Source organism: Deinococcus aquatilis DSM 23025 (genome assembly GCF_000378445.1).
Lineage (GTDB): Bacteria > Deinococcota > Deinococci > Deinococcales > Deinococcaceae > Deinococcus > Deinococcus aquatilis.
Genome location: NZ_KB899697.1, coordinates 76,569 through 98,972 on the forward strand (window position 1 = coordinate 76,569; position 22,404 = coordinate 98,972).

General features: G+C 65.3%; 10 protein-coding genes. 2 read left to right on the forward strand and 8 right to left on the reverse strand.

Annotated features, from left to right (window positions below; translation table 11 throughout):
- Nucleotides 1–53: 53 nt before the first annotated feature.
- From F561_RS0102725 to F561_RS27005, 7 genes are all read right to left on the reverse strand, one after another.
- Entirely contained in the window at nucleotides 54–1,256 is a 1,203-nt protein-coding gene (locus tag F561_RS0102725; protein WP_019008405.1) for a GNAT family N-acetyltransferase, read from the reverse strand.
- A complete protein-coding gene (locus F561_RS0102730; RefSeq protein ID WP_019008406.1) occupies nucleotides 1,253–2,809 on the reverse strand; it encodes an aminotransferase class III-fold pyridoxal phosphate-dependent enzyme in 1,557 nt (518 codons plus the stop codon). The genes F561_RS0102725 and F561_RS0102730 overlap by 4 nt, the downstream gene beginning before the upstream one ends.
- Nucleotides 2,806–4,590, reverse strand: coding sequence for a thioester reductase domain-containing protein (locus tag F561_RS0102735; protein ID WP_157451500.1), 1,785 nt, complete (start codon nucleotides 4,588–4,590; stop codon nucleotides 2,806–2,808). The genes F561_RS0102730 and F561_RS0102735 overlap by 4 nt, the downstream gene beginning before the upstream one ends.
- An 8-nt stretch (nucleotides 4,591–4,598) precedes the next feature.
- Nucleotides 4,599–8,444: a non-ribosomal peptide synthetase gene (locus F561_RS0102740; protein WP_019008408.1), complete on the reverse strand. Its 3,846-nt coding sequence runs from the start codon at nucleotides 8,442–8,444 to the stop codon at nucleotides 4,599–4,601.
- Nucleotides 8,441–16,252 (reverse strand): type I polyketide synthase, encoded by a 7,812-nt coding sequence (locus F561_RS0102745; protein WP_019008409.1) that lies wholly within the window; start codon nucleotides 16,250–16,252, stop codon nucleotides 8,441–8,443. The genes F561_RS0102740 and F561_RS0102745 overlap by 4 nt, the downstream gene beginning before the upstream one ends.
- A 305-nt stretch (nucleotides 16,253–16,557) precedes the next feature.
- Nucleotides 16,558–17,313: a 4'-phosphopantetheinyl transferase family protein gene (locus F561_RS27000; RefSeq protein WP_019008410.1), complete on the reverse strand. Its 756-nt coding sequence runs from the start codon at nucleotides 17,311–17,313 to the stop codon at nucleotides 16,558–16,560.
- Nucleotides 17,314–17,393: 80 nt separating this feature from the next.
- Nucleotides 17,394–18,962, reverse strand: coding sequence for an NPCBM/NEW2 domain-containing protein (locus tag F561_RS27005; protein WP_019008411.1), 1,569 nt, complete (start codon nucleotides 18,960–18,962; stop codon nucleotides 17,394–17,396).
- 450 nt (nucleotides 18,963–19,412) lie between these two features.
- On the opposite strand from F561_RS27005, the gene F561_RS24625 reads away from it, so the two are divergent.
- Together F561_RS24625 and F561_RS0102765 are read left to right on the forward strand one after the other, a co-directional pair.
- Nucleotides 19,413–20,282 (forward strand): SRPBCC family protein, encoded by an 870-nt coding sequence (locus F561_RS24625; RefSeq protein WP_019008412.1) that lies wholly within the window; start codon nucleotides 19,413–19,415, stop codon nucleotides 20,280–20,282.
- A complete protein-coding gene (locus F561_RS0102765; RefSeq protein WP_019008413.1) occupies nucleotides 20,279–21,475 on the forward strand; it encodes a zinc-dependent alcohol dehydrogenase in 1,197 nt (398 codons plus the stop codon). Before F561_RS24625 ends, F561_RS0102765 begins: the two co-directional genes overlap by 4 nt.
- A gap of 83 nt (nucleotides 21,476–21,558) precedes the next feature.
- Here F561_RS0102765 and F561_RS0102770 read toward each other — a convergent pair whose 3' ends face one another.
- Nucleotides 21,559–22,398: a VOC family protein gene (locus F561_RS0102770; protein WP_019008414.1), complete on the reverse strand. Its 840-nt coding sequence runs from the start codon at nucleotides 22,396–22,398 to the stop codon at nucleotides 21,559–21,561.
- Nucleotides 22,399–22,404 lie beyond the last annotated feature (6 nt).

A 22,404-nucleotide genomic window follows, 5' to 3' on the forward strand; every position in this document is an offset into this window, starting at 1 on the left:
CAAGATGGATGTTCCACCAACCCAGAACGCTTCTGACTCGCTGTGCTCGGCAACTACCGCAGCCGCAGCGGGCCGACGGTGTGCAGACCGTCTGAATTCAGGCCACCGAACTTCAGATCAGGGGCGGGAAACAGCATCATCAGGGTGCAGACCTGCGGTACAGGCACAAAACCGCAGGCCAAAAAAGTGGCGGCGTGACGGGCATCCGTGCGGGCGGCGAGGGTCAGCCAAGCGCCGCGCTCCGCACTGGCAGCGGCGGTGGCGTGCAGCAGGCGGCGGCGGGCGGCGGGGGTCAGGTCATCGAACAAAAGCAGATCGATGGTCTCGGCAGGAATGGAAGAACGGCTGTGCAGCGGCCAGGAAAAGCTGTTGCTGAAGCCCTGAACCTGTGATGCTGGGCCGCTGACGAGGGTATGCGACTGGAATTGGGGCGGCGAATAGAGTTGGCGGGCGAGAGGGGAAGCGTCCCAGAGTTGCGCCAGACCGGAGTGAGCGGCGGCACGGTCGAGCAGCAGATGGCAGGCGGGCAGATCGGCAGGCGTGTAGGGCCGAACCTCTTCCCTACCCCGGCCAAAAGTCAGATGTCCAGAACTCAGGTTTTCAGAATTCAGGCGTCTAAGTGCGCTCTGCAACAGCGACAACGCCTGCAATCCGGCACGTTCGGCGGGATGACCCATCGCTCCAGCCACCGCACGGGCATTCAGAAAACGCATCCAGAAATGCACGGGCCGGAGTGCGCGGTAGCGTGCCGGAAAAGCCCGCTGGAAGGCCGTCCAGAATTGCGCGGCGGGTGTGTGGGACGCAGTATTGACGTAACCCAACATGAAATCCAGCCCATGCAGGCGGTGCGCCCGCTCCAGCGCATTGATCAGGCGGGTGGCGACTCCGCATGCGGCGTAGTCGGGATGCACGCTGAAATAACTGCCCTGCGTACCGTGTCTGATCTGGCCGCCCACACGCAGGGTCAGGCGGTCAGCCAGAAAACAACCGACCAGACGCCCGCCATCGTAGGCGGCCAGACGGAAGTCGCGGCTGTCCTCGCCTGCATCCAGCACCTGCCAGGACAGACCGGGCGCGTCGTAGACGGGAATCAGGTCGCGGGCGAGGTAGCGGCCCTGCCAGGACAGATTGATCAGGTCGGCCAGTTGTGCCGGATCACCGTCAAAAGGCCGAACCTCTATCCGGCCCGTGCTTCTATGGCCTGTACCTGTCTGGCCTGTACCCGGCTCGCCTGCACGGGCAGCAACGGCGCTCATGCGAAGACCCCCTGCATCTGCATCCGCGTCAGCGATTCGGTCAGACCCGCCGAAATCTGGGCCACATCTGCCGCCGTGTGCGCCGCCGACAGGTCGAGGGTGGGCAGGGTTTCCATGTACATGCCCTGAAGCCGCCCATACAGCGTCAGCAGGCGGGCGGCCCGGACGTTGTCGGGCGTGAAGGTGCGGAAATAGGCGCGGGCCGGATTGTGCGCGTCGGGCAGCGGGGCAGCACCACTTGAATCGGCACCGTGTAGACCAGCATCCGGCGAGGGCAGCGAGAAGGCCAACATGGAATACAGGCGCGGATGACCGTCGAGGCGCACCTTGACGCCGAGGCGAGCAGCGAGGGCGTCTATGGCGGATTTCAGGTGGGCGTGATGGGCGTCCAGCGGCGCGAACAGATTCGCTCCGGCCTGTGCTGCGCCGTCCTGTCTGGCTCCCGCTGTGGCGATCATCCGTAGCGCCGCCAGCGACGCCGTGACACTCAGAGAATTGGCGGCGTTGGTGGTGCTGATCCAGACTTTTTGGCTCACGTAATCGTTGACCAGTCCGGCGGTGGTGGCGCGGTTCATCAGGTCGGCGCGGCCCCCCACCACGCTCAGCGGCAGGCCCAGGCCGCCCGTGATCTTGCCGAAGCAGCTCAGGTCGGACTGCACGCCAAAGGCCTCGGCCACTCCACCCGGCGCGAGGCGAAAGCCCGTGACCACCTCGTCGCAGATCAGGGGCAGTCCCAGTTCGGCGGTGAGGCTGCGGAGTTGCCCGGCAAAAGCCTGTGCCCCCGCGAGGTCGTTCATCATGAAGCGCGGCACGGGGTCCAGCAGCACGCCCGCCAGATCGGAGGCGTGATCCCGGATCAGTTGCAGGGCCAGAGGGTCGCCGTAGGGCAGGATCAGGAATTCTGCGCCCGCCGCTCTGGAGACGCCCCCGGTGGCGAGTTCGGGCGCGATGTTCTCCAGCGGCCCCTCTCCGGCGCGGCCTGCCCACGTGAGGGCCGTATTGACGAGGCCGGGTTCGTGCCAGCCGTGATAACAGCCCTCGAATTTGGCGATGAGGGTGCGGCGGGTGGCGGCGCGGCACAGACGCACAGCGGCAGTCACGGCGTCGGCCCCGGCGTGCAAGAAGGCCACCCGTTCCAGCCCCGGCACCAGCGCACAGATCAGCTCGGCCAATTCCACCTGCTCAGACACGAAGTAGCCCGCGCCGGGGCGTCGGCCCAGAGCGGCAGTCAGGGCGGCCACCACCGGGGGCGGATTGTGGCCCAGAATGCCCGCCGTATAGCCCATATGCGCGTCCACGAAGTCGTGCCCATCGGCGCAAACGATGCGCCCACCCCGCGCCTCCTCTATGCACAGCGGTAAAACTGGGCTGAAATAAGGCAACTGAGAGCGGCCCCCACTGAGGGTTTGCCGGGCGCGGGCGTGCCATTCCAGAGAACGGCGCTGGCGGGTGGCAACGGCGGCCAGCACGCCCAGCACATCACGGTTTCCGGCAGCCAGCAGGTTCAGCGCCCGCTTCTGGTCGGCGTCCAGCGAGAGTGGGGGCGCGGTCATCGGGCCAGCCCAGCGGGAGAGGGCAGAAATCCGCTGCCGACCATGCCGTCCAGATAAAGCCGCACCAGATCGGCATTCATGGGGGGGCAGGTCAGACCCTGCGGGGCGAGTTGGGCAGTGGCCTGCGCTCCGCCAAAATGCGGGGGCCGCAGTCCGGTCGCCTCGGCCACACTGAGATGGGCGATCAGGGGGAGCAGCGTGTAGAGCGAATTTTCTGGCCCCGCCGCCTCTATGCGGGCCTGCCAGTCTGCGTAATCGGTGGTTGCCAGCGGGTAGCCGTAGGCCCGGAGTTGCCCAAACAGATCGTTCAGGCCGCTGCTTTCCGGATTGACGAGATGGTAGGTTCGGCCCTGCGAGGCTTCGTCGAGGGCCAGGCGCACCAGTCCGGCAGCGGCGTAATCGGCACTGACGATATTCAGGCCGCTGCGGATGCTGGGGGCCATGCCCAGTTGCACACAACCCCGGAACAGGCGGCACAGCGCGTCGTTTTCGTTGCTGACGCCCGTGCGTGTGTGGCCGCCGATGATGCTGGGGCGGTAGATGGTGACCGGAATGCCGCGCCCGCTCGCCTGCCGCGCCAGTCCCTCGGCCACCCAGCGGCTCTGGGCGTAGCCGCCCGTGACGGTGGGCAGAGCGTCTATGTCCTCGGTTTCTGGGATGTGTGCGCGGCCCAGCAGACGCGAACTGCTGAACAGATGAATGGTGCTGACAAAATGCACGGGCTTCAGGTGGCCGCGCACCGCCAGCCGAAACAGATCGGCGCAGGCGTCCACGTTGCTGGGCTTGAGGGTGGCGTAGGAATAGGCAAAATTCACCGTCGCCCCAGCATGGAAGGTGGCGTCTACCCCGGCAGCCAGCGCCGCGAATCCGGCCTCTCCCAGCCCAAAGCGGGGCGCGGTCAGGTCGCCGCAGTGGGCACGGACGCGGCCCTGATCCCAGACCGCGCCGGGGCAGAACCGTTGCTGGGCAGCCCGCAGGCGCTCCAGGGCTGCATCCGGTGAATCGGCCCTGACCAGACAGTGCACGGTCAGGTCAGTGGTTGCCAGCAGTTCGGCCAGCAGATGCGAACCGAAAAATCCGGTGGCCCCAGTCAGGAACACGGCCCGCCATTGCCCCGGCGGTGTAGCCCCGGCTCCCGGCGGCACCTGAATATCGGCGGCCAGATTCACGTCGGCCCGGAGCAGGTCGGTGGACTGTTCCAGCTCGGTGTCGTCGGCCTCGAACGCTGACAGGTCGAACTGTTCGGCAGGAACGTCTGCTGACGGCATGGGCGCGGGGGCGGCGCGGCGGGCCAGAGCTACACCTGCCGCTAGACCTGCCGCTGTGGGCGACGAGAACATCAGAGCCACGGGCAGGGTCACGCCCAGGCGTTCACGCAGTTTGGCTCCCAATTCTGTTGCCAGGAGCGAATCGCCGCCCATCAGGAAAAAGTCGTCGTGGATGCCGAGGTCGGGGCGGTTCAGGACTTCGCGGAAGACGGCCAACACGTCACGCTCCAGGTCGGTGCGTGGAGGGGCGTGGCCGCCCGCCTGTGCCGGGGCCGGATCGGGCAGCGCGGTCGTATCGACCTTGCCGTTGGCCGTCAGAGGAAAGGCGGGCAGCACGGCAAATTGGCGGGGAATCAGGTGGGTGGGCAACCGGCGTTCCAACTCGGCCAGAACGTCAGCAGTGAGCTGGTCGGCCACCCAGGCAGGCGGCGGCGCAAGCTCCTGCTCGGCCAGCAGACGGGTCAGCAGTCGGCGCTGAGATGGTGTGAGCTGGGCTGATGCGACTTGGTTCATTTCCCGGCTCACAACTGGCCCGCCTGTCCATCTGGCAGCGCCGTCACACGTTCGAGCAGGCGGGCAAAACGGGCCTCCGGGCGCAGGTCGGCCAGTCCAGCGGCGCGGGTGGCTGCCGCCCGGTCGGGTTCCAGCAGGCCGCCCACCAGAGAATGAACCAGGCGTTGCGCGGGGCCGAGGCACAGAGCGCGGGCCACAGCAGGTTCATCCAGCTCGCCCACCTGACATACGCCCAGCGGCGTGGACGCGGCCTGAAGTTCCAGCAGTCCGGTCATCAGACCCGCCTCCAGGGTACAAAAATGAATCGAGCGGTCGCCGTAGACGGGGGCGATGGCCCGCAGATCGGCCACAAACAGCAGGGCAAAGGCGGCCTCGTCGAACATCGGACGGTTGATCAGTGGGTGATAGGCGGCGCGGGGCAGCGGCAACGAACCGGGCAGGGCACGCAGGTGGCCGGAGGCGGGATCAAGCACATGCAGGCCCTCCTCCAGACCCTCTATGCGGCCTGCCCGCGCCCACAGGTACGCGTCCACCGGGTAAAGGTCGCCCGCCGAGGCATAGCGCCGCCGCCCAGTCAGAGGATCGGGCAGAAGTGCGCCCAGCCACGCGCCGAACAGGGCTGCGGGCAGCGGCTCCAGCGCGTAGCGGCGAAAGCTGCGGCGAGCGCGGAGCCGCTCCAGGTGCGGGCCAGCGGGAGAGGTCAGCGCAAAAGTCGCGCCGTCTGCGGGGGTTGGCGTGGGTGATTTCTGTTTGAAGACAGCGCGGGCTTCAGGCGTGGTCAACAGCCCCAGTTGTGCATCCAGTACAGGGTCGCCGCTGCGGTAAGGGCGCAACGTGTCGGCGGCGTGCATCAGTTCTGTCAGCAGAGAATCCGGGACCACAGTATTGGAGGCAGCGGGAGTGGCCTCCGGCACGAGGTAGGCCGTGAGGGTCGGCTGCCGGGCGGGGCTAGGGCGCACCGTGACCAGCGTGTCGCGCACGCCCGGCACGGCGCGGATGGCGCTTTCGATCTCTCCGAGTTCTATACGGTGACCGCGAATCTTGACCTGACGGTCCACGCGCCCCAGCAGTTCCAACGCTCCGCCCGGCAACACGCGTCCCAGATCGCCCGTGCGGTACAGCCGCTCTCCGGTACGCGGATGCACGAAGAATCGGGCGGCGCTGCGTTCGGCGTCCTTCCAGTAGCCCAGCGCCACGCCTGCGCCGCCGATAAACAGTTCTCCGGGAGCCAGATCGGGTGCGGGGTTCAGGGCCGAATCGAGCACCTGCACAGTCTGAAAGGACATGGCCTGGCCATACGGAACACTGGCCCAGCCGGGATCTATCGCCCCGACCTCATGCAAAATAGACCAGATTGACGCCTCAGTGGCACCGCCCAGGCTGATCAGGCGGGCCTGTGGCAACTGCCGCTGCACAGCGGGAAGGAGTCCCAGCGGAATCCAGTCGCCGCTGAGCAAAAGCAGGCGTAAGGAAACGAGGTCAGCGGGTGAGTCGGCAGGTGAACCGGCCCCGAGCAGCATATCCAGCAACGCCGGAACAGAATTCCAGACCGTGACGCCGTGAGTCTGAATCAGGTGCCGCCAGTGGTCGGGGTCGCGGCGGCCCGCGTGGGTAGGCAGCACCAGCGCTCCGCCCGCCGCAAATGTGCCGAACAGGTCGTACACCGACAGGTCGAAAGTCAGTGCCGATACGCCCAAGACCCGGTCGGCGGGGCCGATGCCAAAGCGGTGATTCACGTCCAGCACCGTATTGACCGCGCCCCGGTGGTCGATCATCACGCCTTTGGGCTGCCCTGTAGAGCCGGACGTGTAGATGATGTATGCGAGGTCGCCGGGCAAGACGGTGGGGAGAGGAAAGTGAGAAGCAGTGGGCGGAGGCGGATCGGTAAACGGCTGGATGGAGAGACCGGGCAGCAGGGGCAGGTGGGCCAGCAGATGCGGCTGCGTGAGCGCCAACCGTGCGCCGCTGGCCTCCAGCAGCCTGAGCAGGCGTTCGGGCGGTTGATCGGGGTCTACCGGCAGGTACGCGCCGCCCGCCCGCATCACGGCCAACGCCGCCGCTGCGCCTTCCCAACCACGTTCCATGACCAGCGCGACAGGCTGGCCTGTGCCCACGCCAGCGCCCCGCAACACCTGTGCCCAGGCTGCGGTCAGGACGTCCAGTTGACCGTAACTCAGGCTGCGGCCCGGCGCGATGATGGCCGGAGCCAGGGGCTGCGCGGCGGCGCGGGTTTCAAACAGGCTGGGCAGGGTGGCCGGGCTGCGGTCAGGATCGTGGGCAAAGCCGGGGCTGGGTGGGGTGGCCCGCGCCGCCAACTGGTGGGCGGGGGCGAGGGAAGAATGGGTGGCCTTCCACGCCGCTCCTCCCTGTATCAGGGTGTGCAACACGCGCAGGTAGGCCGCGAACATCTCGTCCAGCACGCCGGGGGCAAACAGGGCGGCGCGGGCGTCCCAGGAAATGTTCAGGCCGCCGCCCTGCTCGAACACCTGATGATCGAGGCTGACCTGCGGCGTTTGAGAGAGGCCGTACACCACCTCCACGGGCAGCGGCGGCGGAATGGTGTCCTGGGCGCTGTGGCCGCCCGCAAGGTGGCTGGTAAATACGACGGGACAGAGGGCCTGCCTCGTGCCCGATTCCCTCGACAGGTCGCGCATGACCTGTACGCCGCTGTAATGGCGGTGTTCAAGATCAGCCCACAGCTGCGCCTGAATGCGGGCGGCGCGTGCGCTGAAGGCCTCGGTGGGGGTGAGATCGAGGGCCAGCAGCGTGGTTCCGGTAAAGTCGCCCACCAACCGCTGAACGGCGGGATGCAGCGGCAGGCGGTTGAACACGGTCAGGTTCAGCGTAAAGCGGCGGCTTCCGCTCCAGCCTGCCAGCACCGTACCGAACGCGCCCAGCAGCACACTGACGGGCGTGACGCCGTGTTGGTGGGCCAGGTCTTTGAGCGCCCGCCACTGCTCGGGCTTCAGGCGAGCGCTGCGGCGAGAAAAAGTGCGTCCTTCGGGGCTGTGTTCGGCTACAGCCTCCAGGCCGCGTGGCCGGGGCAGCTCGGGGGCAGGTGGCAATTCGGGCAGGCGGGCCGTCCAGTATGCCTGCGAGGTTGCCCGCAGCTCGGAACCTTCCAGCGCGGCTTCGGCCAGGCGGTAATCTCGGAAGGTGATCGGCAGCGGTGGCAAAGCGGCCTGGGGCGAGTTGTAGTACACGAACCAGTCTTCCAGCACGATCTGAAAGGAGCGCAGATCGAGAACGAGCATGTCGAAAGACACGCACACCCGCGTCAGGCCGGAAGCGAGGCGCAGCGCCCGCAGATCGAACATGGGCCACACGGCAGGGTCGTACACCCGCGCCTGCATCTCCGTGCGGTTGGCATTCAGGCGGGCCTCACTCTCCTGGGTGCTCAGGCCAGTCAGGTCCGCTTCCCTGATTTCAAAGTCGGGCACCTGCTCCAGCACGCGCTGAAAGCCGTCCGGCTGCACCACCATCCTGAGCTGATCGTGGCGGGCGATAACCTGCCGCCAGGCCCGCGCCATGCGCCCCACGTCGGTCATCTCCAGGTCAAACTCGCTGTAAACGTGTGCCCCCACGCCGCCCAGGTCCAGCCCCTCCTGACGGCCCAGCCAGTAGGCGTGCTGAATGTCGGTGAGCGGGAAGGGGTCGTGGGCGTGCGCCGGGTCGGGCAGGACGCTGGGGAGAGCTTCCGGCATGGATGCTGGCTGCGGAGGCGAGGCCGAAGCTGGGGCCGCCGCCGCTTCTTTTTCGCGCAGCAGGCGCAGCAGCAGCGCCCGTTTCTGGTCGGGGGTCAGGTGGGCCAGCCCGTCTGCCGGTGGGTTCGGGGGCGGATCGGTCACGGTCATGGTCGGCCCTGCCCGGCGGCCTGCTGATCGGCCAACAGTCCGGCCAACATCGCTTCTACCTCTGCGTCGGGCAGGGTTTCGACGTGCCCTTTCAGGTCAGTGGCCGGAGCAGCCAGCGTCACCGATTCCGGTTCGGACACAGGCGTGGTCAGGCTTTCCAGCACGAATTCGGTCAGCCCGCGCAGGGTGATGCCGCCCACGAATTTCATGGGTGACACCTTGACCCCCGTTTCGGCCTGAATCTGACTGCCCAGCTCCACGGCCATCAGCGAGTCCACGCCCATTTTCATGATGGCCTGATCGTGGTCGAGTTTGCCCGGAGAGGTCCCCAGGATGCGGGCCAACTGTTCGGCGAGGCGGGCACTCAGGGCGGCCCCGCGCTCCTCGTCGGAGAGATTCAGAAGCGCGGAGAGGAATCCGTTGACCTCTTGCAGGGAGGTTTCGGCGGCGTCCCCCGACAGCAGGGGAGCCAGACGCGGGGGCAACGCCACGCCGCCAGAGTGGGACCACAACGACTGGGCCAGCAGCGGCCAGTGCAGCGCCGCCACGCCCACCGCGCCGGGGCTGTGTGGGTCGCGGCTCAGCGCGGCGGGCCACAGTTCGCCCAGTGCCGCCAACAGTTGGCCCACAGGCACGGGCGTCACGCCCACCGCTTCCAGCCGGTCGGCCACCGCCGCCTGCCCGGTCAGGTAGCCCACATCGGCCACCGCGCCCCAGTTGACGGTCAGCGCGGGCAAGCCCTCGGCGCGGCGCAGATCGGCCAGAGCGTCCAAAGAGGCGTTGGCTGCGGCGTAGTTGGCCTGCCCCAGATTCCCGATCAGGGCACTGACCGATGAGAAGCACACGAACACGTCGAGGGGATCGGCCCGCGTGTGGGTGTGCAGATTCCACGCGCCCAGCACTTTGGGAGCCGTCACGCGGCGGTAACGCTCGGGCGTGAGCTGATCGATCAGAGCGTCGTCGATGACCATCGCCGCATGGAACACGCCGCGCAGTGGCCCCAGCAGGCAGGCGCACTCCAGCATGGCCTGCACGGCGTCCGGGTCGGCCATATCGGCCTGCTCCAGCGTGATCTGCAAGTCTGGCGTCTGCTGCATCAGGTCGGCCAGAGTGGCCCGCGCCGCCTCGCTGCCTCCGCTGCGGCCCACCAGCACCAGCCGCCGCGCCCCGCGTCCGGCCAGCCAGCCTGCCAGCGCCAGCCCAAAGCCGCCCAGCCCGCCCGTGATCAGATAGACGCCCTGTGGGTCGAGGCGCACGGGTTCGGGCAGCCGGGAGAGGTGCGCCGGAGCTTCGGCGGTGAGGGCCAGCACCACCTTCCCCGTGTGCCGCGCCTGCGCCATGAAGCGGAAGGCCGATTCTGCCGCCGCATACGGAAAAACCCGGTAGGCCAGCGGCGGCAGTTCGCGGGACTCGAACAGGCCCATCACGGTGTGCAGCAGGCCCTGCATCATCTGCGGGCGATCGACCCACATCCGGTCGAGGTCTACGGCAAAATAGGACAGGTTGTTGCGGAACGGAGCCAGATCCAGCGGGCTGTTCTGGTAGATGTCGCGCTTGCCGATCTCCACGAATTTGCCGTAGGGACTCAGGCAGCTCAGGCTGCGCCCGATGGCCTCGCCCGACAGCGAGTTCAGGACGATGCTGACGCCCCTGCCGCCAGTGGCCGCCAGCACTTCCTCGGCAAAATCCAGCGTGCGGGAATCCATGACATGCGCCGCCCCCAATGCCCGCAGGAGTTCGCGTTTTTCGGGTGTTCCGGCAGTGGCGTACACGGTGGCCCCGGCACGCCGACACAGCGCGATGGCCGCCAGGCCCACGCCACCCGCCGCCGCATGAATCAGGACGCGGTCGTCCGGTCCCAACTGGCAGAGGGTGTGCAGCGCGTAATAGGCCGTCAGGTACGCAATCGGCAGGGTCGCGGCAGCCTCACTCCCCAGATGGCCGGGGCGACGAACCACGAAAGCTGAGGGCACGGTGCGGAAGCTGCTCAGGGCATCCGGGCCGCACAGCACCACCGCGTCACCGGGGGCGTATTGGGTCACGCCCTCGCCTACGCGCTCTATGAGGCCCGCCGCCTCCATGCCGTAGGAACGCCCGGTGAATCCACCTTCCAGAGCCTCGTCGGGCAACATGCCCATGCCCACCATGATGTCTTTGAAGTTCAGCGCGGCGGCCTCTATCCGCACCTCCACCTCGCCGGGTTCGGGGGCACGGCGCGGCGCGGCCTGATGGACGAGGCTGCCCAGCACGCCGGGCCGCTGAATATGAATGTGGGTGGCGCTTTCCAGATCGGCAGGCGAGCCGGAAACGGTCAGGTCATCGCGGCTGGCACGGTTCAGACGGTGAACCCAGCGGACCGACTGACCCTGTGCTGACTGACTCTGTGCCGACTCAGTCCGTGCCACGCGTCCCTGTTCCGTGCGGAAAGCCAGTTCATCTTCGGCACTACCGCTCAGGAGTTCCTGCACCAGCACGCCGACACTGGCCGCCGCTGGTGCAGCCGGATCAAGGTCGGCCAGCCGGGGCGAGAGCTGGGGATATTCGGTGGCGACGACGCGGCCCAGCCCCCAGAGGCCCGCCTGTTGCACGGAAGTTACGGCCCCTGCGCCTACCGCCTGCGCCCCCCGCGTGATCAACCAGAGCGGGACATGCATCTCAGTGGCCGCCAATGCCTGCACCAGCGCCAGCACGCTCTGACCGCCCAGCAGCTCGGCGTGTTGCAGGTCGGTGACGGAAGGGTCGGCCACAGGGTTCAGGCCCCAGGCGAATACCACTCCGGCAAAAGCTCCGGCCTGTGCCAGCAGGGCAGTCAGGGCGGCGCGGTCAGCGGTCGGCACTTCCACCGCACTGGGAAGGCCACAGCCAGCAGGAGAGACGACCTGCACCGAACCCCGCCGCGCTTCCAGTTCGGCCTGCATCTGCGCGGCAAATTCGGTGTTGTCGGCAAAAAGGAGCCAGCGGCCAGCGGGGGCGGCAGCCGGATCAGACCTCTGTGCCGATACCTCCGCCACATCCTCCGGCGCACGGCCCCAGATCACTTCGCGCACAGCCAAGGCCGATTCGGGCGCGTCGGGCAGAGTCTGCACGTCTTCAAAGCCCCCAATGGTCAGGGTTTCGGCCAGAGAGCCACCCCCGAGCGCCGGGGACAGTTCAGGCAGCAGGGCCGTCCAGGCAGGCAGGCGGAGGGTGCGTTCCAGCAGCAGCACGCCGCCGGGGGACAGCAGACGGCGCAACTGGGCCGCCCCGCTCAGAGACACATCGACCCCCACTACCACGTCAAATCTCTGGTGCTCGTCTTCTCCCTGTTCGGCCAATTGTTCGTCCAACGGGCGGGTCAGATCGAGCAGCAGGGTGGCGGGCGCGGCGCTGAGACTCTGGCCTGCGCGGGCGGCGGCGCGTTCAAGTGCGTCCGGGTCGGCATCCGCCAGGGTCAGAGAGACTCCGGCGCGGGCCAGTGCGGGGGCCAGATGGGCCGTCAGTCCACCCGACCAGCCTTCCTGCGCGGCGTTCAGTTCCAGCACCCGTACTCGCTGGGGCACGCTGCGCCCGTCAGAGCGCCGGGCATCCAGCAGGCCAGTCAGGGCCGACGCCACCAGCGTATGCGCGGGCCGCACAGTGGGCGAGGCAGAGCGCAGATGATCGAGGGGTCCAGAAAGTCCGTCCAGGGCAGGTGTTTCTGGATGCTGAAGCCGCGCTCTCAGGGTCGCCCCGGCACGGTGAAGCACCTGCAATTCGGCAGCGTGGCCGGGAAAACGTGCCCAGAGCGAGCGCCACAGGATGGCCGGATCACTGGTCTCAGGATCGGTGCCATCAACAGGAGCCTCGGCCAGAGACTGCACCGCCTGCCCCAGAGGAGAGCTGTCCAGAGCGGAGTCTGGTCCGTCTGCAAGGGCGGCCCGCGCATACAGGCCAGCCAGCCGCGCACTCAGGGCCTCGAAGTCAGCGCGGTCTGGGGGCGTGCCAATTCGGGCCAGCGTATCGGCGCGGAATGCTTCCAGGTCAGCGAGGGCGGGCAGCATAAGGGTAAGCGGCAACCCCTGCTGAGGCTCCAGCAGGGGTTGCCGCTCCCAGGTATGCGTGTACAGCATGGAATCCAGACTGCTGGCCGCACTGTCGATGGCCTGACAGCTCAGGCCGCGCACCTCGGCCAGCACGTTGCCAGCCGCGTCCATCAGGGTCAGGTCGCCCGTGATGCGGGCCGTGTCCCACTGGGTCAGGCGGGCGTGGGCAGACAGCGGGAAGAACGGAGCCGCAGCGGGCATAAACACCAGTTCCCGAATCTGTACCGGCAGATACAGGCGGCCTTCCGGCGCATCCGGAAGCGAGGCCACTGCCCCCAGCAACAACTGGAAACAGGCGTCCAGCACGGGCGGGGGCAGGAGGCCGTCTTCGTGGGGGAGCGCGGGCCGCAGCACGCCGTAAGCCTGTGCATTGCCCGCTCCCAAACACACCTCCGACAGGCCCCGGTAATGCGGCCCGTACTGCAAGCCCAGCGCGTAAAAATGGGCATAGAACGCGTCGATAGGGTAGGGGCGCGGACAGCGGGCACGCAGCGTGGGCAGCGATTCCTGCCGTGCCAGATGGCCTCCCAACCGCCGAAGTGTGGCGCGGGCATGCAGAGTCCAGTCCTCGGCAGCGGGGGCCTCCGAACCTGCGGCGTCCACGGCACTTGCGGGACGGCTGTGAATCCGGAAGCCCTGGCGGGCGTCCACCAGCGTCTGCACCACTCGCCCCTCACCCGGCGGCAGGATCAGGGCCTCGGCAAACACCAGATCGCCCAGCACGGCCCCGCTCTCGCCAAACATTTCGCGGGCCGCCGCCAACGCCGTCTCCACATACCCTGCTCCCGGAAAGACCACCTCTCCCTGCACCACATGATCCCGCAGATCCGGTGTGCTGTAGGCGTCAATGACGTTTTCCCAGGCGGGCGTGGCCGTACTCTGACGCTCGCCCAACAGCGGATGCACCTTGAGGCCGAGGCGTTCGCGGTAGGCGCGGGCGGTTTCGTTCCAGTGTCGCTCGTGCTGCCACGGATACAGCGGCAGGGGCCAATGCTGCGGCGCGGCAGAATGGATGCGCGGCCAGTCCAGGGGACGGCCCAGCGTGTACAGACGGCCCAACGATCCGAGCAGCGTGATCCGTTCGGGTTCCGAGCGCCGCAGCGACGGTAACACCACGCTGGCACTGCGGGCGTGCGACTGAGGGGCCGCCGCGATGCAGCGCGTCAGGCTGGCCGACAGAGCGGGGTGGGCGCTGACCTCCAGAAAAACGTGTGGGCCGCCCTGCAACAGTTCCCGGACACCGCCCTCGAACAGCACCGACTGGCGAATATTCTGCCACCATGCGGTCACGTCCAGTTCCGCGCCCTCCACGAAGCGCCCGAAGGTCGTGGACATCAGCGGAATGCTGGGCGCACGCGGCACCAGCCCCTGCATCACCGTGAAGAAATCCGTGCGAATCTGCTCCATCACGGGGCTGTGGAACGGCACATCCACCTTCAGAAAGGCGTTGAATACGTCCTGTGCGGTCAGGCGGGCCGCGATGGTTTCCAGATCGGCGGTGACGCCTGCCAACGTGAGGTCGGTGGGGCTGTTGAAGGCGGCCACCGACACCCGGCCCGGAAACTCGGCCACCAGCGCGGCGGCTTCTGCGGGCGGCATGGTCACGGCCAGCATCTTGCCCTGCCCGGCGGTGCTGTGTTGCAGGCGGCTGCGCTGATAGATCAGATGAACGGCGTCGGGCAGCGTCAGTGCCCCGGCAATGTGGGCCGCAGCCGCCTCGCCCAGACTGTGGCCGATGATCACGTCGGGCGTGACGCCCCAACTGGCCCACAGCCGCGCCAGGGCCACCTGAAGGGCAAAAATGGCAGGCTGAGCGATCTGGGTTTCATTGATCCGTGATTCTTCTTCGGGGCGGGTGAGTTCAGCCAGCAGACTCCAGCCCGTATGCACGGACAGCAGCGCGTCGATTTCCTCCAGGGCGGCGCGGAAGACCGGTTCGCCGGATTCGCCCAGCAGCTCCCGGCCCATGCCCCACCACTGCGGCCCCATGCCCGAAAACACGAAGGCCAGCGGCACCCGTTCGCCCTCGGCCAGCGTCCGGCCCTGCGCCATGCCCGCCCGCATTTCACCGTCCAGAAAAGCCTGTAACTGCTCCTGCCACTCGGCATGGCTGCGCGGCGCGAGGCCGAGGCGATACGGGTGATGCTCGCGGTAACGGCCCAGCGTGGCGGCCAATTCCGGCAACGGCAGACCGGGATGCCCGGCAGAGAAATCGCGGAAGTGCTCGGCCACCGCACGCAGGGCTGCCGGACTGCGGGCCGACAGGGGCATGAATTCGGCGCGTTCGTGGGCATCGGTGGGCTGAATATCGGTGGGCCAGATATCGGTGCGCTGTGTCTGATCCGCTGGCATTGCGGGTGCAGTGTCCAGCACCACATGGGCATTCGTTCCGCCAAAGCCGAAGGAATTGATCCCCGTCAGGAACGACTGCGAGCCGTCCGGGTCCGTGGGCCAGGGCTGCTGCCCGACTGTCACCCGCAGGCCATAGGCCTCAAAAGGAATGGCCGGGTTGGGCGTACGGAAGTGCAGATTGCCGGGGATTTCACGCTGCTGGATGCTGAGGGCGGCCTTGATCAGCCCCGCCATGCCCGACGCCGCCTCCAGATGTCCCAGATTGCTCTTGACCGACCCGATCAGGCATTCCGGCTGGCCGGGAGCATATTCCGCCCGCAGCACCTGCCCCAGCGCTCCGACCTCGATGGGATCACCGACCACCGTGCCTGTGCCGTGCGCCTCCACAAACCGCACCCTGGCCGGATCGAGGCCTGCACGGGAATAGATGCCGCGCAGCAGGGCCGCCTGAGCCTCGCCGTTGGGCAGCGCGATGCCGCCCGTGCGCCCATCCTGATTGATGTCGGCAGCGCGAATGACGGCGTAGATGCGGTCGCCGTCGCTCTGGGCGCGGCTCAGGGGCTTGAGCACCAGGACGCCCGCACCCTCGGCCCGCACGTAGCCGCTGGCATCGGCGTCAAAGCTTTTGCAGCGGCCCTGCGGAGACAGCATCTGCGCCTTGCTGAAGCCCATCGTGTTTTCGGGCCGCAACATCAGGTTGACTGCGCCTGTGAGGGCCACACCGCATTCCCCGTTCCAGAGTGCCTTGCACGCCAGACTGACCGCCACCAGCGACGATGAACACGCCGTATCCACCACGAAACTCGGGCCATGGAAATCGTAATGGTAGGAAATTCGGTTGGCCGTAATACAGCTGCCGACGCCCAGATTGGTAAATGAATCGATGGAATGGCGGGAATTCGAGGCCGTCTGGATACCCGCATAATCACAGGTCGATACACCCATAAACACGCCTGTATCCGAGCCTGCCAGCATGCTGGGCGGCAATCCCGCATCCTGAAAGGCTTCATCGGCCACCTCCAGCAGGAGGCGTTGCTGCGGATCCATCCGGGCCGCCTCACGCGGAGAAATGCCGAAAAATGCGGCATCGAACTGGTCTATTTCCCGAATGAAGCCGCCCCAGCGGGCGTAGGTGCGGCCCGGTGCGCGGTGGTCGGGATTGAAATAGGCATCGACCCGCCAGCGTTCTGCCGGAATTTCTGTGACCGCGTCGCCGCCGCCCACCAGAAAATTCCAGAACTGACGCGGCGTGTTGGACTCTCCCGGAAAACGGCAGCCGATGCCGACGATGGCAATGGGTTCTGGAGGCTGCGGCCTGACATCTGGATGGGCCTCCAGACTTGCTCCATCCTCAACAGAAAAACGGGCGGAAGGCGTCCACTCGGAATGCGTCATGCTGTACCTCTGAGGAGAATTCCGGTCGGTCCATTTTCAAATGAAGGAACGACCCGATCAAAGGAAAAGAGAACGGGGGTGACGGAGTGGACGCACCGCAGAGAAGGAACGAAAACGAGAAAGCGAAGCGGAACATCCGGAACCCTGAAAAAGAACGAAAACAGAAGGGGGATGCGCTCAGAGCAATACGTCTTGAACTCGCTTAAAGAAAGACTGTAGTTGAGCCTTCACTGTAGTCTAAAAGCTTTCTTAACGCTACGGGCTGCCTAACCTCTCTGGCAGCAACGACCCAGACTGAACCCGGTTCAACAGTCGGCGGGTGTCCACCTCTGTACGCTGATGCTGAACCGCCCGGTGGGAGCCGCCTGCACGATGACGGCGGCGCGGTACTGCGCTTGTAGGGCTGCGGGCAAGATCACAGACTGACCCCACCACTGCTTCACATCACCGGGAATCGGCTGAACAACCCGGATTTCTGCCCCGGCCACATTGCCTACAGCCACAGCGACCGCCTCCAGAGGCGCACCCAGACCGACTCCACACGCCTTGAAGTAGGCTTCTTTGGCTGTCCAGAGGTGGTAGAACACCTCCAGCTTTTGCACAGGCGCGGCAGCAAGAAGCGCCTTCTGCTCTGAAGGTGAAAAGGCGGTCTGGGCCACACCCCGCCAGTTCACCGCGCCGCGCATTCGCTCCAGATCTATGCCCACGGCTCGCCCCTGCACCACCGCCAGCACCGCGTATTCTCCGGAATGAGACAGATTGAACTGCCAATCTGCGGGATTCTGATGGCGGGCCAGGCAAGGTTTGTGGCCGCGCGGCACAGGCTCGAAACAGACCTCGGCGGGCGGCAGATTCAGGAGCGCTCCCAGAACGGTGCGGCGAAACACCACCGAAGCCGTATAAAACCCGCGTGCAGCAGGATCGGGCAGGGACTGGGCGCGGGCAGATTCCAGAGCACTGAGATAAGGGTGGGTCGGCCACGTCACAGCCTCAGCAGCGGGCAAGTGCATCAGCCACAGCGCCACGCCTGATTGGTCTGGTTCCTGCTGGGCCACAGTCATGGACAGGAATCAGTATGCAGTCAGACGGCCAGAACGTGAATCTGGCCGTCTGGCCCCTGAACAGTAAGCCTGCAACAACGTCAGGGCCAGAACCTCCGAATCGCATTCTCAACCGCAACAATTTTGCCGTCTGGTTGAATCAGAATCTTGCGAATGCCGCCCGATTCGGCGGTGGTGACGACCTGCCCGCTCCCCTCTGATCCAAAAGTGGGGTCGAAAGTCAGATCAGTATTCAGGCGCACCAGCACACCAGAGGGAGAAATCCCGCCCAGATCGGCGCTGCCACCCACCAGAATCTTGCCATCTGGCTGCAAGGCCAGGTCCATAACGGTATTGCTGTGAGGCGATTGTGGGCCGAGGAAGAAATTACCTGTATTGCCGCCCCGAGAACCGTTTCTGCGAATGCGTTCTACCAGCACACCGACGTAACTGTTGGCGTTGCTGTTGCTGGCGACAATCATGTCTCCGTTAGATTCCACTCTCAACTGGGCGCTTCCTGAGACGCTGGTGGTCAAAGTCGTCATTCCCAGAGGAAGGTTTCTGTTCAACAGAGTCCTGTCCAATGATCCATTGGCGTTATAACGCACGACTGCACGGGTCGTCCTGTAGTCCTCGGGCTGCTGATACAGACCTGAAACGACCAACGTACCGTCCGGCCCCAACGACACGCTCTCAGCGTCATCGCTGCTGAAGGGTGGTGGAGTCATGGGCAGCAAATCTTTGAGCGGCTCCAGAGAAGTCAATACCAATCCGTTCTGACCAAAACTGCTATCGGGGCGGCCATCGGTGGTGTAACGGGCGACAGCGAAATCGCTGAGTTGGTTCCAACCTGTTCCCACCACCACCAGTTTGCCATCCGGTTGCAGTACGGCGTCTTTTGCTCCGTAAACTTGTGGGCTATACGGAGAGTTGGCCTGGCCTGATCCAAAATCGGTGACAGTTCGGCCCCCCTGACCATAACTGGCATCCAGCGTGCCATCAGGAAAGCGCCGCACCACTTCAAATTTGCCAGAAGTCGTGTTGGTGATCACCAACCGCTTCCCGTCCAGTTGGCGCACAAACAGGCCGCCCAGCAGCACATTCAGGTCTGGTTCCAGGACAGCCTTGATGAAATTCGCTGCGGCACTCTGAGGAGTCCAGGTGGTGTCCAGGCTGCCTGCTTTGGGTGCGGTGGTGGCGCAGTTCAGCCGGGGATCGGCCCAATCCGCGTGATCGTAGCTGATACCGTTGCCCGCATCGGTGACCGCCAGCCGCAATTCCTGACGGCCCACCACACCCACATTTACCCGCCTGGTGGCACTGTTTCCGGTCAGCAGGCCGCTGTCGTACAGCTTTACGCCGTCGCCATACACCTGAAACACCACGCTGCCCCGGCTGCCCACTTCGTCGTCCACGCCAATGTCGGCGGTAAAAGTGTTGCACTGTGCGCCGCCCGTTCCCTGAAGGCTGAACCGCAACTCACTGCCTGCATGAACCCCGTAGCCCTGGGCATACACTTTCCCGTTCAGGGTCAGCGGCTTGCCGTCCCCGGCCTGTTGTTCACCGTTGCTGCGGTTGCGCTCCACTGGCCCCCAGCTGTTGCGGGCAAAGGTGGCGGTCTCGTATTGGAGGGTATTGACTCCCGGCGTCAGCGACTGCGGCCTCAGCATTCCGGTCTGCTGCCAGGGGTAACTTTGCCCATTGGCATAGGGGTCTTTCCCGTCAGCTGAAGGCGGTTGTCCACACGCCAACATCCATATGGAAAGCGACAGGGCAGGCAGCAGACGAACTGGCAGACATGACATATGACCTCCACCGTAAGGAACGAATGCATTGCAACTGAGATTTCAGTGTCTTCCTAAGCCAGTGGGGGGAAAGACGAGTTTAATGAACATTAGTTTCATGAAGTGAGAGTCGCTTCGGAACTCAGGCGAGTACCGTTCCCACCCGCCAAGCGCAAATCAGATGACAGGACTGCGTCAAGATGTGCTGTTGCTGCCGCGTTTAGGCTAGTTTCGCGCTTTCTTCAGGAAGCCTCCACACAGTAAGCCAGGCTGCCAAAGAAGATTTTGGGCGGCGCTCAGAGTGTGCGATGCAACTTCAATTTCAGGGGACACTCCATGCCAGCTGATCAGCAGGAACCACAGGCAGGCAAAATTGGTGGAAGGGGGTCGGCCGTACACGGCAGCGCCGCTTCCTTTGAAGACCCGCTGGAGCCTCAGGCCTCGACCACAGGCGCGAGTATGAGCCTGCTGGAGCGCGGTGTGGTGGCCGTTGCCGGGGCCACCCTCGCCACACTGGGCCTGCGCGGACATCCTTTCGCACGTATCGCCCTCATGGGAGCCGGAATTGGCCTGACCATTGTGGCGGTGCAGGGGAAAAATCCGCTGGCAACGGCCCTCAAAATTCAGCAAGATCCAGAAACGGGTGAAACCCTGGTCAGCGACGCCGTAACCATCGCCAAGCCAGCAGACGCGCTCTATGCCATCTGGCGCAAGCTGGAAAACCTGCCGCAGCTGATGACCCACCTTCAGGAGGTGCGCGTGTTAGACGAGCGCCGCTCTCACTGGACGGTCAAGGCCCCAGTAGGCGAGGTGGGCTGGGACGCTGAAATAACCGCCGACGAACCCGGCCAGCGGATCGCTTGGCAGTCCTTGCCCGGCGCGAGCGTGGAAAACAGCGGAGAGGTGATTTTCCGTGCTGCTCCCGGCAAACGCGGTACAGAAGTGATCGTACGGCTGCGCTACAAGGCTCCGGGGGGCACAGCAGGCGCGGTGGTGGCCCGCATTGCCGGGCAAGAACCATCCCAGCAGTTGCGCGACGATCTGATGCGCTTCAAGCGCGAGCAGGAACTTGGGTTTGCGCCCACCACCGAAGGCCAGACCAGCGGACGGGCAGCCCATGAAGCCAAGAAATCGGCTGGAAAAGGAGAACAGATGCAGGCAGATAAACAGGCGCCCAGAGCGCAGAAGCAGGGGGAAGCACAGTGAAGGCGCTGATCTGGCAGGGCACCAACAAAGTCGGTATCGAAACCGTGCCCGACCCCACGCTGCTGCTGCCCAGCGACGCTATCGTCAAAATCACCTCCACCGCCATCTGTGGTTCTGATCTGCACCTGCTGGACGGCTACATTCCCAGCATGGAGAAGGGCGACATCATGGGCCACGAGTTCATGGGCGAAGTGGTGGAAGTGGGCCGTGACGTGAAGCGCCTGAAGGTGGGCGACCGGGTGATCGTGCCGTTCAACATCGCCTGCGGCCTGTGCGACCACTGTACCCGTGGCAACTACAGCGCCTGCGACAATACCAACCCCAATCACCGTATGGCCGAGGCCCTGTACGGCGCAGTCAGTGGCGGCGGCCTGTTCGGGTACTCGCATATGTACGGCGGATACGCGGGCGGGCAGGCCCAGTATGTGCGCGTGCCGTTTGCCGATGTGGGCGGGTTCAAAATCGAATCGAACCTGCGCGACGATCAGGTTCTCTTTCTGACCGATATTTTTCCGACCGGATATCAGGCTGCCGAAAACTGCCAGATCGTGAAAGGCCGGGACGTGGTGGCCGTGTTCGGAGCCGGGCCAGTGGGTCAATTCGCCGCCCGCAGCGCCCAGATGTTGGGGGCCGCCAAAGTCATTATCGTGGACCGTGTGCCGGAGCGCCTGAAGATGGCCGAAGCTGCGGGCATCGAGACCATCAACTATGAACAGACAGACGTGCTGATCGCCCTGCGCGAAGCCACGGGCGGGCGTGGCCCCGACCACGTCATTGATGCGGTGGGTATGGAGGCACACGGACACGGCCCTGGTGCCCTGGTTGACACCGCCAAGCAGAAGATGCGCCTGAGCTTTGACCGGATTACGGCGCTGCGCTGGGCCATCCTGAGCTGTGCCAAAGGCGGCACCGTGAGTATGCCGGGCGTATACGGTGGCCTGATCGACAAACTGCCGATGGGTGCGGCATTCGCCAAGGGTCTGGTCTTCCGCATGGGTCAGACGCATACACACCGCTATGTCAGGCCGTTGCTGGCGCATATCGAAAAGGGCGATATAGATCCCAGTTTCGTCATTACCCACCGCGCCACGCTGGACGAAGCGCCGGAACTCTACAAGACCTTCCGCGACAAGCACGACGGCTGCATCAAAGTGGTTCTTGATCCCTGGGGGCAGCCTACCGGGAAAGCCTAGGGATTTAGCAGAAGCTACGGGCCATGAACTCCTCAAAATGTGGAGGGTTCATGGCCCGTAGCTTGCATTCGTAGTAGAACCCGCTACTGGGCCGCCACAAATTCAAACACATGGCCTTCCGGGTCGCGCACTGCCAGCCCTTTCTTGTCTTGTAGATGAGGCAGGCCCGCCGCCTTCACCAACTCCGCCACCGCCTCGACATCGGCGTAAAAGCGGGCGTGAACATGGTCTCCACCCAGCATGTCGGCCAGCCCAACCTGTGGGTCCCAGGCATAGAGCCAGCGGCGGGGCGTGCCGTTGCCATCATTTTCTGGCTGCGGCCCGAGCGTAAACTGGGCAAAATTGCGGGCATCCTGCTCCTTGGCAAAGGCAAATCCGTAGGCGCGGGGCAAACGCTCCAGCATGGCCGGATAGTCACCGAAGCCCAGAGCTACTTCCCGCAGGCCAAAAACGGGCAGGGCGTGGGCAGGGCGCTCCATCGGGGTGGGCAAAAAGTGAGGCCGCCGCGCGTCGGTCAGGTCTACGCCGCGCAGTTCCAGCCCGTGTCCAAAGGGATCAAAAAAATACACCGTCCAGTCAGGGCGGTCTTCGGTGCCCAGGTTGATCTCTGTCCATTCCAACCCGTGTGCGTCCAGCAAGGCTTTGCACTCTGCCAACGCTTCCGGCAGGATCTGGAAGGCGTAATGCAGATGAGACGCGCCGCGTGCCCGTAAGGGGGCCAGCCGGGGCGAATTGGCCTGCCGCGTGATGGGTTTCCAGAGGGTCAGGGTCTGGTGCGAGTTGACCTCAAATTCGGCCACGCCCTGTTCTTCGGTGTGGTGCAGGAGCCGCAGCCCCAGCACCTGTTCATAAAAGCGCACACCACGCGCCAGATGATTGACCTCTAGCGTCACACCTGCCAAATCAAGAATCGGGGAAGTCATGACCAG